Annotated in this window: 11 protein-coding genes; 5 read left to right on the top strand and 6 right to left on the bottom strand. The window is 40.1% G+C overall.

Going from position 1 to position 13,611, the window contains the following annotated elements:
• Nucleotides 1-28: 28 nt before the first annotated feature.
• The 3 genes from HZY91_RS02210 to HZY91_RS02200 form a co-directional block, all read right to left on the bottom strand.
• Entirely contained in the window at nt 29-1,060 is a 1,032-nt protein-coding gene (locus tag HZY91_RS02210; protein ID WP_197114251.1) for a BMP family lipoprotein, read from the bottom strand.
• Nucleotides 1,061-1,217: 157 nt separating this feature from the next.
• On the bottom strand, nt 1,218-2,129 hold the full coding sequence (locus HZY91_RS02205; RefSeq protein ID WP_197114250.1) for a pseudouridine-5'-phosphate glycosidase: 912 nt from the start codon (nt 2,127-2,129) through the stop codon (nt 1,218-1,220).
• Nucleotides 2,130-3,263 (bottom strand): carbohydrate kinase, encoded by a 1,134-nt coding sequence (locus HZY91_RS02200; protein WP_235991573.1) that lies wholly within the window; start codon nt 3,261-3,263, stop codon nt 2,130-2,132.
• Between the two features lie 281 nt (nt 3,264-3,544).
• On the opposite strand from HZY91_RS02200, the gene glpK reads away from it, so the two are divergent.
• The 4 genes from glpK (at nt 3,545) to HZY91_RS02180 (ending at nt 9,835) form a co-directional block, all read left to right on the top strand.
• Nucleotides 3,545-5,056 carry a glycerol kinase GlpK gene (glpK, locus tag HZY91_RS02195; RefSeq protein WP_197114248.1) on the top strand — a complete coding sequence of 504 codons (1,512 nt, stop codon included), beginning with the start codon at nt 3,545-3,547 and terminating at the stop codon, nt 5,054-5,056.
• 9 nt (nt 5,057-5,065) lie between these two features.
• Nucleotides 5,066-6,895 (top strand): type 1 glycerol-3-phosphate oxidase, encoded by a 1,830-nt coding sequence (gene glpO / locus HZY91_RS02190; RefSeq protein ID WP_197114247.1) that lies wholly within the window; start codon nt 5,066-5,068, stop codon nt 6,893-6,895.
• Nucleotides 6,896-7,169: 274 nt separating this feature from the next.
• Nucleotides 7,170-8,396 (top strand): hypothetical protein, encoded by a 1,227-nt coding sequence (locus HZY91_RS02185; protein WP_197114245.1) that lies wholly within the window; start codon nt 7,170-7,172, stop codon nt 8,394-8,396.
• Nucleotides 8,397-8,533: 137 nt separating this feature from the next.
• A complete protein-coding gene (locus HZY91_RS02180; RefSeq protein ID WP_197114243.1) occupies nt 8,534-9,835 on the top strand; it encodes an MFS transporter in 1,302 nt (433 codons plus the stop codon).
• Between the two features lie 16 nt (nt 9,836-9,851).
• Here HZY91_RS02180 and HZY91_RS02175 read toward each other — a convergent pair whose 3' ends face one another.
• From HZY91_RS02175 to HZY91_RS02165, 3 genes are all read right to left on the bottom strand, one after another.
• Nucleotides 9,852-10,583: an HAD family hydrolase gene (locus tag HZY91_RS02175; RefSeq protein WP_197114241.1), complete on the bottom strand. Its 732-nt coding sequence runs from the start codon at nt 10,581-10,583 to the stop codon at nt 9,852-9,854.
• Nucleotides 10,584-10,798: 215 nt separating this feature from the next.
• Nucleotides 10,799-11,455 carry a type 1 glutamine amidotransferase gene (locus tag HZY91_RS02170; RefSeq protein WP_197114239.1) on the bottom strand — a complete coding sequence of 219 codons (657 nt, stop codon included), beginning with the start codon at nt 11,453-11,455 and terminating at the stop codon, nt 10,799-10,801.
• 1 nt (nt 11,456) lies between these two features.
• Nucleotides 11,457-12,809, bottom strand: a complete 1,353-nt coding sequence (locus HZY91_RS02165; protein ID WP_197114237.1) for a Mur ligase family protein — start codon at nt 12,807-12,809, stop codon at nt 11,457-11,459.
• Between the two features lie 207 nt (nt 12,810-13,016).
• Between HZY91_RS02165 and HZY91_RS02160 the strand changes: the two genes are divergently transcribed.
• Nucleotides 13,017-13,598 (top strand): thymidine kinase, encoded by a 582-nt coding sequence (locus HZY91_RS02160; RefSeq protein WP_197114235.1) that lies wholly within the window; start codon nt 13,017-13,019, stop codon nt 13,596-13,598.
• Nucleotides 13,599-13,611 lie beyond the last annotated feature (13 nt).

Raw genomic sequence — 13,611 nt, 5'->3', positions numbered from 1 at the left:
CTTTTGTATTAAGTCTTTAAAAATAAATTTATTCAGCCGGTTTTTCAGGAACTTCAATTTCACCATTGATAATTTGTTGTTTATAATCTTCAACGGCTTTTTTAACATCTTCTGCTAAATGTTCAGTTGTCAAATCAACGCCACCATCTGCAAGACCGAGTGTTTGAATACCCCCTTCGAATCCTTCTTTTGCTGTTTTGTCTGTAAAGGATTTAACGGATTCTCCGACTTGTTTAAGGGTAGAAGCGAGTGTTAAATGACGCTCTTCACCGTCGACTTCAACAAGCCCTTCAGCATCTTGGTCTAAGTCGACTCCAATGACAAATAGTTCACGAGATGGGTCGTTAGAGACTAAGTCTTTAGCTTCTGAGAAAATTCCTTGGCCAGTTCCACCTGATGCGTGATAGATGATGTCAACATTATCAGCATACATTGCGGCTGCTAATTGTTTACCTTTAGGAGCATCTGCAAAGTGTCCTGCATATTCTACCGAAATTTCAATATCTGGTTTAACGGTTTGAGCACCCGCAATAAAACCAGCTTCGAAGCGGTCAATTACTTCAGACTCAACGCCACCCACGAAACCGATATGGTCTGTCTTAGTCGTCATAGCGGCTGCGACTCCTGCTAAAAAGGCTGCTTCATTATCTTTGAAAGTAATGGAAGCGACATTTTCTTGTTCAACTACTGAGTCGATGATAACAAAGTTTTTGTCTGTATATTGTTGAGCGGCTTCATCGATTGCAGGTTGTAATTTATAACCAATCCCAAAGATCAAGTTAAAGCCACCTTGAACAGCTGTGTTAAGGTTTGTAACATAGTCAGAATCTGATTTGGATTCTAGGTAATCATAACCGCCGACCCCTTGTTCGACACTATTCTCTTCACCCCATGCTGATAAACCTTCCCAAGCAGATTGGTTGAAGGATTTATCATCCACACCTCCGACGTCTGTAATAATAACGGGTGAAACCGCATCTTGAGCTGCCACGGTTGCAGTGGGTAGAGTAGCAGCGAAGAGAGAAAGGGCTGCCATTGATAGGGAAACATATTTACGCATAAAATACCTCCATTATAGTTTGACTTAAATATACGCCGGATTTTCGAATAAAGCAAGCGTTTTCTGAAAGGGCGCACAATGATATATAATAGTCTATTTTGAAAGGTAATACAATAGAAAAAGCAACCATTTTAAAAATGGTTGCAAGATCCTTCTATTATTGATGGTAGGCTTGGGCAATTTGAGCCCCTACTTTAGCATTGTGATAGACCAGTTGAATATTGGTTTCTAATGAGCGTCCTTCAGTGAGTTCTACGATTTTAGCGAGTAAGAAAGGGGTGGAGTCTTTGCCGTGAACGCCTGCAGCTTTTTCTTCTGCAAGAGCTTGGTCAATGATTTGTGAGATTTCTTCATTGGGAATCTCATGTTCTGTTGGAATAGGGTTGGCAATCAACATTCCTCCTTGGAGTCCTAAAGCATCTGCAGCTTTCATGCGGTCAGCGATTTCTTGTGGACTATCAGCGCGGGAGGTTAATTTGAATTCTGATTGAGCAGAGTAAAAGGCTGGTAGGTAATCAGTTTGATAGCCGACAACGGGAACGCCTTTGGTTTCCAAATATTCTAGGGTTCTGGGTAGATCAAGTATAGCTTTGGCTCCGGCACATACGACAGTGACTGGTGTCATTCCTAATTCTTCCAAGTCAGCTGAAACATCCATATGTTCTTGGTAACCACGGTGTACGCCTCCGATTCCACCGGTAACAAAAACTTTGATTCCTGCTAGATGGGCTCCAATCATGGTTGTGGCAACCGTCGTTGCACCGATCTGTTTCTTAGCAATGACTTCTGATAAGTCGCGACGGGATACTTTCACAACATCTTTAGCGGTGGCTAAGAGTTGGAGATCTTCTTCTTCAAGACCGATTTTAAATTGACCGTTCATAATGGCGATTGTAGCAGGAACCGCTCCATGGTCGCGGATAATTTGTTCGACATTCTTAGCCATTTCAACATTTTGAGGATAAGGCATGCCGTGAGAAATAATGGTGGACTCTAAAGCGACTACTGGTTGCTGGTTGGCAAAGGCAGCTTGAACTTCTTGTGAGATAGATAATAATGGATGGGTCATTTATTTCACTCTTTCTTTTTGATTATTTTGATTCTGATAAAGTTGTTGTGCTTCATGCTCCAATTGTTGAGCGTTTAAATCTTTGCGGACGGTCGATGGAGATTGGACGGTTTGATAAGCATTGGCCATCCCTAGGTAGATGGCATCTTGTGGGGCATACCCTTTAGCTAGACCATAAATGATGCCGGCAGCGTAAGAGTCGCCTGCACCGGTGACATCCACGACTTTGGGATTGATAGGCGGTTGATAGAATTCCAATTGACCCTCTTGATTAGCATAGAGAGTCGTATCGGTTCCACGAGTCATGAGAATGTTCTCGACTCCGCGTTCTAACCATTGCTGAGCAAGTTGGATAAAATCTGCTTCATTTTTTACCTTTTGTTGGAAATAAGCTTCAGATTCATCCTGATTCACGATTAGCCAAGAAATTCCCTTGAGTTGATGAGGAAGGTGCTTCATTTTCGGGCCTGAAACGGGAATCATAATCAGAGGAATCTGATGGTTAGCAGCCAGTTGAATCAAAGTTTCTACTGCCTGTTTCTGTATGTTGAGATCTGCTACTAATAGTTTAGCAGTTTGTAGAATGGCTGTATATTCCTCGATCCAGTGATGGTCCATTGCTTCACAGATCGCCATATCTGCGAAAGCTACTTGCATTTGGCCCTGAGGATCCAAGATCGCCGTATAAGATGAGGTTACCGCCTCAGTGATCAGTTTGACATGATCAAATTTTACAAAAGCTTGGCTCTGTTCTTTGATCATCTGATAATCGGCATCATCTCCTGCTAAGGAGAGTAGGCTGACCGATTGTTCAAGTCGACCTAAGTTCTCGGCAATATTTCGTGCAACACCTCCTATAGTAACAGAAGAAGTAACCGGATTAGAAGTTGAGAGAATCAGCTCCTCTTCTAATTGATAAATTCGATCCACATTCATGGCCCCTATACAATAGATATCAGAGGTTGGATGAACAATATAAGCTCGTCCCTGAATATATTGTTTCTGGATCAGAGAAGAGATGATCCCAGCAACAGTGGATCGGCTGAGATTGAGTTGTTTAGCAATCACTGCTTGGCTGAGAAAGGGATCGTGGTTAATCTGGTTTAAAACCTTTCGTTCATTTTCACTGAGCAAGATAGAAGGACTCCTTTCATAAGGATGGTAACAAACAATTGTTCTTAAATAGAACATTTGTCTTGTTTCTATTATAACTTTTTTTAAATAGATCACAAGTTAAATTTTTTTTCAATATTAATTATAAAATATTCATTAAAAAGAACTTATTCTAACTTAATTTTTCGAAAAAGACTTGTTAAAAAATTGCAAGGTCGATATAATATCCTTGTAATGAAAACGGTTTATGTTCATCTTACGCGTGTGAAAGAAACAAAAGGCAGCAGAATAGGAGCAATGGGATGCAACAAGAAGAATTCATAATGGCAATCGATCAAGGAACCACTTCGTCACGGGCAGTTCTAATTGATCGCAAAGGGAAAGTTAGGGCTTCTTCGCAGAAGGAATTTCGTCAAATTTTCCCTCATTCAGGTTGGGTAGAGCAGGATGCTCATGAGATATGGCTTTCTGTTCAATCCGTCATGGCGAGCGCTTTTATTGAGGGAGGAATTCAACCGAAACAAGTCAAAGGCATTGGCATCACTAATCAACGAGAGACCACAGTGATCTGGGATCGGAAAACCGGACAACCGATCGCTCATGCGATTGTCTGGCAATCGCGTCAGTCAAATGATATTTGTGAAATTCTTAAGGCGCAAGGTCATGAGCAAATGATTCAGGCCAAGACAGGATTGCCGATCGATCCTTATTTCTCAGCTAGCAAAATTCGTTGGTTATTGGACCATATTCCAGGGGCTCAAGAACGTGCTGAACGAGGAGAACTTGCTTTTGGCACGATCGATAGCTGGTTGATATGGAAGTTATCAGGGGGAGAATTACATCTTACGGATTATTCGAATGCATCCCGAACGATGCTCTATAATATTGTAGATTTGGAATGGGATCGCGAGATACTAGAACTTTTAAATATTCCAGCCAGCCTTTTGCCTCAAGTTGTTTCGAACTCGGAAATTTATGGCTACACAACGGATGAACATTTCTTTGGTCATTGTATTCCCATTGCTGGGATTGCAGGAGATCAACAGGCTGCTTTAATAGGACAGCTGGCCTTTAATAAGGGACAAGTAAAATCCACTTATGGTACGGGGGCTTTTATTCTGATGAATTTAGGTCAAGATTGTCAACTATCTGAACAAGGTTTGACGACTTCGATTGCTTATAAATTACCGAATCAACCGGTGACTTATTGTCTCGAAGGATCAATCTTTGTCGCTGGGTCGGCAGTTCAATGGTTAAGGGATGGCTTAGGAATGTTATCGGATTCTGCTGAATCTGAAGTCTTAGCGAGACAATCGGGGGATCATAATGAAGTTTATTTGGTTCCAGCCTTTACGGGTTTAGGAGCACCCTACTGGGATCCTGATGCAAGAGGAGCTGTGTTTGGCTTAACTCGTGCTACGAACCGTGCCGATTTTGCTAAGGCTACCCTCCAATCCATTGCTTATCAAGTTCGGGATATTATTGAGTGGATGGAAGCTGAGACTGGAGTCCCCATTTCGAGTTTAAAGGTCGATGGGGGAGCAGCTCAGAATGAATATTTGATGCAGTTTCAAGCAGATATCATAGGAAGAAAAGTTTCCCGCCAAGCTAATCTCGAAACGACTGCTTTGGGAGTGGCATATCTCGCGGGTCTGGCGGTTGGTTATTGGGAGAATGTGGAAGAGATTCAGATCTTGATCGAAGAGACTGAAGATTTTCAACCACAGATGAATCAAGGTCAGAAGGAACAACTTTACCAAGGCTGGAAGCGAGCAGTCAGAGCGACACGAGTCTTTAGCCAAGACATAGACTAGGAGGTCAACATGAAATTTACTTATTTAAATCGTCAAAGTACTATTAAGTCTTTAAAAACTGAACAATTTGACTTGGTGATTATTGGGGGCGGTATTACGGGTGCAGGCTTAGCCATGCAAGCGGCAGCTTCTCATTTGAAAGTCGCCTTAATAGAAATGCAAGATTTCTCTCAAGGAACTTCTAGTCGATCCACAAAATTAGTTCACGGTGGCATTCGCTATTTGAAACAGTTTGATGTGGAAGTGGTAGCAGAGACGGTTGCTGAGCGAGCGATTATTCAGCAAATTGCCCCACATCTTCCCAAACCAGAAATGATGTTACTACCTATTTATGATGAAGAAGGCGCGACTTTTACTCTTTTTAGGTTAGGAGTGGCGATGGAATTGTATGATTCCTTAGCAGGAATTGATGAAACTTCTCCTTATGCTAATCGTATACTCTCGAAAGAAGAGGTTTTACAAATTCAACCCGATATTAGTCAAGAAGGCTTGTTAGGGGGAGGTTTGTATTTAGATTATACAAGCAAAGATAGTCGTTTAGTGATCGAAAATATTAAACAAGCTGTAAAGGATGGAGCCATTGCGGTACCCCGTCTAAAGGCAAAGGCCTTTAACTATGATACTAAAGGTCAAATTGCAAGTGTCGAAGTGGAAGATTTGCTGACGAATGATTGCTTCTCAATAGAGGGGAAAGTATTTGTCAATACTACCGGGCCATGGTCAGATCAGGTGCGTGAATGGGATTCATCCGATCAAAAGCCAGCACAGATGCGTCCCACAAAAGGAGTTCATTTAGTGGTAGACCGTTCGAAATTAGCTGTTTCTCAACCTACTTATTTCGATTCAGGACAAGAGGATGGCAGAATGGTTTTCGTAATCCCCCGAGAAGATAAAACATATTTTGGAACAACGGATACGGATTATGAAGGAGATTTAATGGATCCTAAGGTAGACCAATCAGATGTTGATTATTTATTAGGAGTGATTAATCATCGGTTCCCAGAAGCTACGCTTGAACAGGCAGATATTGAGTCTTCCTGGGCGGGACTTCGACCTCTAATTTCTTCTAATCATTCTTCAGATTATAATGGAGGAAATAATGGGAGCTTATCGAATGAACATTTTGATAACTTAGTGAGAAGCGTACAAGATTATGTAGTAGGTAAGAAAACACGTCAAGAAGTTGAGAGAACTGTTTTTGAAATGGAGCAACAACGGTCGGAAGCAATTCTATCCCCTTCTCAGATTTCGAGAGGATCGGATTTGTGGCTGTCACCCGCTGGTCTCATCACAGTCGCGGGAGGTAAACTGACGGATTATCGGAAGATGGCAGAGGGAGCGATGAAGGAGATCAAAAAATATTTTACTGATCTGGGTCGCCCGTTTGAATTAATAAATTCTAAAACATATCCTGTATCGGGAGGTTCCTTTAATCCCTACCAAGTCGAAGAATCGATGGAGCGTTTTGCGAAGATCGGCCGATTAAAAGGCTTAAGTCATGATGCTGCATTAGATTTGGCTTGGCTTTATGGATCGAATACGGAGAGAGTTTTAGATTATATAGAAGAAGCTAAAAATTATGCAGACCGATATAACTATCCACTTGAAACAGCTGTCAGCCTTATATATGCCATTGAGCATGAGGCGGTCTATACGATTAGCGACTATTTAACACGCCGTACCGCTTATTCTCTTTTTAATTGCCAAGAAGTCAATCAAATTTTAACAGGAGTAGCGAAGACACTTCAAGGAAAATTCCTCCTATCTAAAGAAGAGATGGAACAACAAATGGCTCAGTATGAACTTGAAAGATCGGAACAATCGCTTGGAAAACTTTAAACATACTATTTTATAACAGAACCCATTTGAAGGGTTCTGTTATTTGTTTATATAAATTTAATGATAATTAAAATAAAAATGTGAATAAAATTTGAAATTTTAATTAAAAAAATTTAAACCCATACCAAATGAAACGCTTTTGTTGAGCTGTTTGTAGCATTTATATTGGATGGGCGGATATTTTTGTTAGGAAAAACTTGAGCGTTTTGATGGCATATTTTTAAAACCTTGTGTATTATGAAACCATACTTAAGAAAAAGGAGAGATTTATTTTATGAAGAAGTCCTTAAAGAAATTAACTTTAGTAACAATTAGTGCATTAGCATTAGGTGCTGTCGCACCATCTGTCGTAACTTTCGCTCAAGAAGAAACAACTGTTGAGGAAACAGCAGTAGAAGAAGAAACTTCAGCAGAAGAAGAAATGTCAGAAGAATCAGCTTCAGAAGAAGAATCTTCAGAAGAAGCAACATCTGAAGCAAGTGAATTACAAACAGCTTTAGAAGATGCTGTTAAGAAATTTGAAGAAGAATATCCAGAAGTTGGAATTACAGAAATTGCTGTAGCTCCACTTGAAGAAGCAGAAGAATCATCAGAAGAAGAAACAACAGTTGCTGAAGGTGAAGAAGCAGCAGAAGAAGAAACAACTGTAGCTGAAGACGCAGCAGCAGAAGAAGAAGAAACAACAGTTGCGGAAGACGCGGCAGCTGAAGGTGAAGAAGCAGTTTCAGAAGTAGCTTCAGAAGTAGAAGAGTCTGCAGAAGAATTAGTAGATTCAGCTTCAGAAGAAGCAGAAGGTTTAATGGCAGACGAAGGAGCAGAGGCTTTCGAAATCGCGATTACTGGTTTAGACGCTGCATCTCAAGAAGAAGTAGCTGTATCTTATGATTCAACTACAGGTGAAGAAATTCCTGCTGAAGGTGAAGAATCAGCAATGGAAGAAGAAACAACTGTAGCTGAAGGTGAAGAAGCAGCAGTAGAAGAAGAAACAACAGTTGCTGAAGGCGAAGAAGCAGCAGTGGAAGAAGAAACAACTGTAGCTGAAGGCGAAGAAGCAGCAGTGGAAGAAGAAACAACTGTAGCTGAAGGTGAAGACGCAGCAACAATTGATTTTGCTTCATTAGCAGCATTTGATGAAATCAAAGCAGCAGCTGAAACAGAAGCAGGATTTGGTGAAGCACGTGAATTCACTTATACTATTAACGAAGAAACTCAATTACCAGAAGTTGAAGTTGTAGTTTATGAAAATGTTGAAATGCCTGAAGAAGGTCGTCAAGCGACAGTAGTACTTGATGCAACATCATTAGAAGTATTAGATATTTCAGGTGATGTAGAAGCTGGTGAAGCAGCAGAAGGTGAAGATACAACTGCAGCAGAAGGTGAAGACACAACTGCAGCAGAAGGTGAAGATACAACTGCAGCAGAAGGTGAAGATACAACTGCAGCAGAAGGTGAAGACACAACTGCAGAAGAAACAGTTGAAGAAACAACAGCTGCTGAATAATTTAAATTTTCGAATTTAATTTAACAGCTAAGCACATGCTTAGCTGTTTTTATTTTTGCTGTATATGCAAAATATTTGCAAAGAATATTAAAATATCTTATGATTTTGCTATTCTGTATGAGAAAGAGGGGAAAAGAATGTCAGAAAATACGAATAATCGAACTGTTTCACAAACTGAAATTAAAAAAGTGAATTCCTATGCCTGGGTCACTTATGCGATTTTAGCAGTGATTTATATGTTTGTTGCTTTCCATCGCAATAGTCCCGGGGTGATGCGAAATTCGCTTGAGGAGGCTTTTAACGCTAATGCTCAGCAGTTCGCCATGATAGGATCGAGTTTTTTCTATGCGTATCTAATCATGCAAGTGCCGGCTGGAATTTTAAATGATAAATTTGGTCCGAAAAAAATCGCTTTGATTTTCACCACAATTACGGCCATTGGATCCGTGCTGTTTGGGTTGGCGCAGTCATTAACGGTTGCGTATATTGCACGTTTTCTTGTTGGTTTTGGTGTATCAGTGATGTTTATTTCCTTGATTAAAATCCAAAACACTTGGTTCCCATCGAATAAGCAAGCTTTAATGGTAGGAATCACAGGAATCGCTGCTAACCTGGGGGCAATGTTTGCTCAAACGCCCTTGGTTTGGTTATCGAATACAATTGGTTGGAGAATGACTTTTATTGCGCTAGGAATTTTAACAGCTGTCTTTGTGGCGATGATTGCTTTTTTTGTGAAGGATAAGCCAGAAGACATCGGGCTTCCAAGTATGGCGGATATTGAGGGCCGTGAGGTCAACCGTCAACCGGTTAAGGTTACTACGGCTTTAAAATCTGTTTTATCGAATAAATACACTTGGATATCTGCGGTGGTTTTCTTTGGTCTTTATACAGGCTATATTATGTTATTGGGAACTTTTGGAACATCATTTGTGGTAGAACGTTATGGAGTGTCCGTTTCGCAAGCAGCTAACTATATGATTGTGGCTTCGATTGGAGCCTTGATTGCGGGGATTGTGATTGGTTCTATGTCAGACAAGATGAAGAATCGAAAATCAATGCTGATTATCTATACGATTCTTACAGTTCTTGCGTGGGCTATCTTTGTCTATGTTAAATTGCCTAATATGCTCTTAATCCCCTTATTATTTATTTTAGGTTTTGTGATGTCAGCATTTGCTTTGTGTTGGACGATTTCTAATGAAACCAATGATCCACGTTTTGGCGGCATTTCTTCTGCGGTCGTTAATACCATTGGTTATTCAGGTTCAGCTATTGCTCCTGTTATTATGGGGAATTTCATTGATCAAGACCCCACTTTTGCTGGCTATCAACGTGGTTTCTTAATTGTGATTATCCTGATTGCGGTAGGAGCCCTCGTTGCTTTCATCTTACCAGAAACTCATGCAAAAAATATTTCAGCAGAATTAAATACTAAATAAGGAAAAAACCACCGTTCTAGAATTGGACGGTGGTTTTTGTTTCTTCTAGGAATGTTTGAAGAGAGTCTGATAAGTATTCGGCATTTTCTACAATTTTTAATTTGGCATCTTGATAAGGAGCTGGATGTTGGTGGACATTGAGATAGAGAGCATACCATTGGTTATTGAGAGAGGCTTCGATATCATTGGTCCAGTCATCTCCAATATAGAGGATCTCTTCAGCTTGATAGCCTAAGCGTTCTGTTACTTTTTGGAAGATTTCATTGTCCGGCTTAGAGCAATTTAATTCTTCTGACACAAAAATACGCTTTTTAGAAAAATAGTTTTCTAATTGTAATTCTTGAATTTTAGGCCATTGACCTGAGCTAGCACCATTGGTTAAGACGAAAAGATCAAAGCCTTGAGCTTGTAGAGATTCCAACAAAGGACTAAGACCAGGTCTTAAGCTTAATTTACTTTTATAGTGGTTATAGAGATCTAGGAAGCGTTGGGCTGCTGGGCGGTCAATCTTGCACTCAAACGTATCAAAGGCATCGATCGTTCGTTGGAGCTGGTAATGTTCCTGTGAACAGTTGCCGTTTATGAAAGCTTGATAGTATTTCTTAGAATAATCTTGATAAACCGGATTGAACTCTTCAAAACAAATCTTGTGTTGAATATATTTTTTCATTTCTTCAAAGACTTGCTGATAGATAAGATTACGGTCGTACAGGGTATCATCCAAATCAAAACCAATTGCTTTAATCAATTTATTATCTCCTTTTCAAATCACTATTTGTCATCATAGCATATTTTGGCAGGAGGGTCATTCTCTTTTTGGACTATTTGAGCTAGACTTTTAGCTACTGACTTTATTATGATTGTTGATCAGGCTAATTTAAAAGCAACTTTTCTTAATGGAGAATGTGTTTATAGTTTGTAGACAAAAAGCTTTGAGACTTCTAAGGAAATCTCAAAGCTTTTTTATTTCTCTTGTAATTGCTTGAGGGTCAAGTCAATTAGTTTGTCAGCTAACCAGGTATTACGCACGAGAAGCGGGCCATGGAAGTAGGAACAGAAAGTGTTCAGGTAGTGAGCGCCTTCAGTTTGATCTTGGCCATTGTTGCCATAGCCGTTTAGAACTTTTCCGAATGGTTTTACTTGGGAACCTAGATGGGTCACGCCGTTGTGATTCTCGAAGCCGTATAGTTCTTGCTGGAAATATTCTGAATAAATTGTGACATCCCCTGTAAAGCGGTGATTAATTTGTCTTTCGGTATAATGGTCTAAGACGCCTAAGCCGGGGAGCTTTTCTCCTGCTGTGTTGACGTAATAATGGCCGAGTAGTTGGTAGCCTCCGCAGATAGCGAGCAGAACGCCTTTGTTTTCGATATAGGATTGGATGCCATCATGTATTTCATGAATTTGCTTGGAAATCACCTTTTGTTCATAGTCCTGACCTCCACCGAAAAAGACTAAATCATAAGCATCAGGATCAAAATGATCACCAATGGAAATAACTTGACTTTCTGTCTCGTAGCCTTTCTGTTTAGCAATGTATTGAAGCATTAATAGATTGCCATTATCTCCATAGGTATTGAGTAGATTGCCATAGAGATGACCAATCCTAATTCGTTTCATCTTATCCCTCCTTGATCGCTTTAAGATAGCCTGACTTGGTTAAAGCTTCTCTTAATTGAAGCATAGCCGTATAGGTTGCTAGGATGTGAACATGTTCCGTTTCAGACTGTTTAATCGTTTCTATCACATCAGATAAATCATCAACCTGTTTAATTTGTTCTGCTGGTAGGCCCGCAACTGTTAGACGTTTTGTCATTTCTTCGGCTTTAGATCCTGCAGTAATGGCGGCTTTAACAGGGAAGTTCTTTATTTGTTCAAAGTTCCCATCCCAAATCCAAGACACATCTGTGCCGTCAGCATACTGGTTATTGAGAATCGCCACTAGAGTAAAAGGTTCTGAATCTAAACCGATCAAGGACAAGACTTGATCTAATCCAACAGGATTTTTGACGAGATTTAAAAGGACTTTTTTACCGTTAATTTCAAAGCTTTCTTGGCGACCGAAGACTCTTTGAGCTTTCTCAAAGCCAGAACGGATTTGTTCAACGTTGAGTCCTAATTCTTTGGCAACTGAATATGCCGCTAAGGCATTATAGAGGTTATACTTTCCAGCAACAGGTAGATGGAAAGGGTGCCCATCAATTGTGAAATCAGAGTGAGTCAAAGCTTCTTCTTGGATCTCATCCACTTGGTAAGAGAGCGCAGGACGTTCAAATCCACATTCCGGACAATAGAAATGTCCTAAGTTGGCATAGGTTAATAAATGATAAGCTAACACATGGTCACATTTCGGACAAAGCAGACCATCCGTATTGTAATGAGGAACGACTTCACTGGCCTCCTCATGATTGAATCCGAAGTAGACTTCTTCGTTAGGTAGGTCAACCGAATGGAACATGGGTAGGTCACCGTTCGCAATGATTTTGGCGGTAGGTACTTTTCTTGCGGCATCTGTCATGAGCTGGTAAATGGTGTGAATTTCCCCGAATCGGTCTAGTTGGTCACGAAAGACATTAGTAAAGACAAAGTAATCCGGTGCTAAGGCTTCCACCACATGTTTTAATGAGCCTTCATCCACTTCAAGAACAGCAATCCCTTTTTCTCCTTGATGCATTTTAGGAGCATTGAGGAAAGTGGAAACAATTCCTTGACGCATGTTTGAGCCTGAAGGATTAGTTAGGACATAGGGGTAAGCTTCTTTTAAGGCTTCCACCGTTAAGGCTGTGGTTAAGGTTTTTCCGTTTGTTCCGGTGATCACTACCACTTGGTAATTTTGACTGAGTGTCGCTAAAATTTGGGGATCTAAGTTAAGGGCGAGTTTTCCTGGTAGGGAGGATCCGCCTTTGGTAAAGTTAGTTAAGAACCAGCGGCTTGCCTTACCAACGCTAATGGCTAATTGACTACGTAATGACATTCTTTCCACCTCGTTATGTATATCGCTATAAAAATCAAACTCTATTTTATCAGTCATTTCAAGGAATGAAAAGCAAGAATCACTTTTGACCCTCGCGACTCTATGATAGAATAGGCATAAAGGCTGATTAAACTGGATAGTTGACGCTGATTTGATTTTGCAATATTATTAATAGGTTGAAAGTAAATAAGAGTAAGGAGTCAGCACATGGCACAATTTTACTTTAAATATGGCGCAATGAATTCGGGCAAGTCGATTGAAATTATTAAAGTTGCCCATAATTATGAAGAGCAAAATAAGGCTGTTAAAATTTATACATCGGCTCTGGATAATCGGGAGGGAATTGGAACGGTTTCTTCAAGAACAGGCTTTAATCGAAGTGCAATTCCAGTAGAAGATAAGGATAATTTGTTTGAGATGATCGCAGCTTCTGCTCAAGAAGAAAAATTGTTTTGTATTCTAATCGATGAAGCACAATTTCTTAAAAAGCATCACATTATTGAATTGGCACGAGTGGTGGATGAATTGAACATACCGGTTATGGCCTTTGGCTTAAAAAATGATTTTACAAATGAATTGTTTGAGGGCTCTAAGTATTTACTCTTATATGCGGACAAGATTGAAGAGATTAAAACAATTTGTTGGTTTTGTCATAAGAAGGCTACGATGAATTTGCGTTTTTCAAATGGGAAACCAGTGTATGAAGGAGAACAAATTCAAATTGGAGGCAATGAAGCCTACTTACCAGTTTGCCGTCGTTGCTACCAGAAACCAGGTAAAATTGACTAAGGATAGATTGAAG

The organism is Facklamia lactis, assembly GCF_015863205.1.
GTDB lineage: Bacteria > Bacillota > Bacilli > Lactobacillales > Aerococcaceae > Facklamia > Facklamia lactis.
Note: the sequence above shows the minus strand (reverse complement) of the source record. Positions and strands in the feature narration are given on the sequence as shown.

Excerpts from the sequence above, each read along its gene's own strand:
- HZY91_RS02210 (WP_197114251.1), bottom strand. The coding sequence starts at position 1,060 with ATGCGTAAATATGTTTCCCTATCAATGGCAGCCCTTTCTCTCTTCGCT.
- HZY91_RS02205 (WP_197114250.1), bottom strand. The coding sequence starts at position 2,129 with ATGACCCATCCATTATTATCTATCTCACAAGAAGTTCAAGCTGCCTTT.
- glpK (WP_197114248.1), top strand. The coding sequence starts at position 3,545 with ATGCAACAAGAAGAATTCATAATGGCAATCGATCAAGGAACCACTTCG.
- glpO (WP_197114247.1), top strand. The coding sequence starts at position 5,066 with ATGAAATTTACTTATTTAAATCGTCAAAGTACTATTAAGTCTTTAAAA.
- HZY91_RS02185 (WP_197114245.1), top strand. The coding sequence starts at position 7,170 with ATGAAGAAGTCCTTAAAGAAATTAACTTTAGTAACAATTAGTGCATTA.
- HZY91_RS02180 (WP_197114243.1), top strand. The coding sequence starts at position 8,534 with ATGTCAGAAAATACGAATAATCGAACTGTTTCACAAACTGAAATTAAA.
- HZY91_RS02170 (WP_197114239.1), bottom strand. The coding sequence starts at position 11,455 with ATGAAACGAATTAGGATTGGTCATCTCTATGGCAATCTACTCAATACC.
- HZY91_RS02165 (WP_197114237.1), bottom strand. The coding sequence starts at position 12,809 with ATGTCATTACGTAGTCAATTAGCCATTAGCGTTGGTAAGGCAAGCCGC.
- HZY91_RS02160 (WP_197114235.1), top strand. The coding sequence starts at position 13,017 with ATGGCACAATTTTACTTTAAATATGGCGCAATGAATTCGGGCAAGTCG.